Genomic DNA, 951 nt, shown 5'->3' on the forward strand with positions numbered 1-951 from the left:
CTGCTCTTTTCTTTGCTCTTATTTTTACTTTATGTGAAACCGTTTTGTGAAACTATTATGTGCAACACCTGTTGTACAAAGTGGTTTCACGTTGAGGTTTCACATAAACGCCCACACTGGGAATGTGAAAGCGTTCATGAAAGAAGACTCTAAAACCGATATGACCGTATATCGGTTCTGCATATCGGAATTACATATCGTTTTTTAGAAAAAAGAGGCCTAAAGTCAGACTTAAAATTCGGAAAGAAAGCATTGAGTAATTTGATTTTTAAGCTGGAGTGACAGTGCCACAGTTTAAGATCGAGTGTATTCCGCTTGCTCGGTGTTCGGACGCTTCGCTTACTCACACACTGCGCCGAGCGGTGTAGATAAAACGGCAAAAGACATGAGTGTAAGACAAAGGAACTCTAAGAGATACTCCGAAAGAATTACGCTTAATACTAGAAAGCAAGACAGCCCTAAAACGGGCTGTTATCTGATAAGGCTTATCCAGTCTACTCCTTAAATCTCGCCTAATTTCTTTTTCTTGTAATACCATGCACGAGAAATCCCTAACGCTTCCCACGGCTTACTCTGAGCTTCGGAGCCTTGTACTGGTTTTCTTTTGGATACTTTCCCACCTTTAGCCCCTTTCTTAGCTTGGCTTTGACGGAATTTCTCTGGCGTAAATTCTCGATACGTCCAGTTAGCTATAGACTTAGAAATAGATTTCACTTCTGACACTGGCAATGGAACCATGAATTGCCCATTCAATGCCTCTACGTGGTCGTATACAGCGTCATTCCACATTAGCTTATAATCTGGTGCCCAATAGTCCCTAATCGCTCTGTACGCCCATTTGCTTGCAGATTCAAACAACTCACAATTTCGACCTAAGCCAGAAGATTCGATTCCTTTCTTTGGATGACCTTTTAAATCGAGATAATCCGCTAGTTCATCTAGCGTGTATTC

At 41.4% G+C, this 951-nt stretch carries 1 protein-coding gene; it reads right to left on the bottom strand.

Annotated elements, in window-relative coordinates; translation table 11 throughout:
• Window positions 1–501: 501 nt before the first annotated feature.
• Window positions 502–951 (bottom strand): primase C-terminal domain-containing protein (locus AB4484_RS09305; protein ID WP_372077717.1); only part of this gene is annotated, 450 nt, incomplete at its 5' end.

It is taken from the genome of Vibrio sp. 10N.261.46.A3 (assembly GCF_041472995.1).
In the GTDB taxonomy this organism is placed as follows: Bacteria; Pseudomonadota; Gammaproteobacteria; order Enterobacterales; family Vibrionaceae; genus Vibrio; species Vibrio coralliirubri.